This window comes from Nocardioides sp. CPCC 206348 (assembly GCF_048654705.1).
Lineage (GTDB): Bacteria > Actinomycetota > Actinomycetes > Propionibacteriales > Nocardioidaceae > Nocardioides.
The window spans coordinates 3,498-3,838 of record NZ_JBMCZA010000109.1 but is presented as its reverse complement, the minus strand read 5'-3'; the positions used below and the strand labels follow the sequence as shown (position 1 = coordinate 3,838).

1 pseudogene is annotated in these 341 nt (G+C 69.2%); it reads right to left on the bottom strand.

Going from position 1 to position 341, the window contains the following annotated elements:
* A pseudogene (locus ACOADB_RS06095) lies at nucleotides 1–341 on the bottom strand (oxidoreductase); the annotation flags it as partial.

The following is a 341-nucleotide window of genomic DNA, read 5'->3' as shown; positions in this document are numbered from 1 at the left end:
TGATGCCCTGGCCGGTGATCGGGTCCTTGTTGTAGCCGGCGTCGCCGACCAGCGCCCACCCGTCGCCGTACGGCTTGCGGAACCAGCTCGGAACGGCTCCGCCGAGGAACGGCGTCTCCCGCGTGGCCTTCGCCAAGCGTGCCGCGAACTCGGGCGCCAGCTGAAGGGTCCGGAGGAAGTTTGCCTCGACGTCGGCCTTGTAGGCCTGCGCCTCGGCGTACGGCCAGCCCGCGACGACCATGGTCTGGCCGTGGTTCGTCGGTGCGGCCGCAAAGCCCCGGTCGGGTCGGATGAAGATCTCGAACCCGTCGGTCGGCAGGCCACTGAAGTAGGCGTAGTAG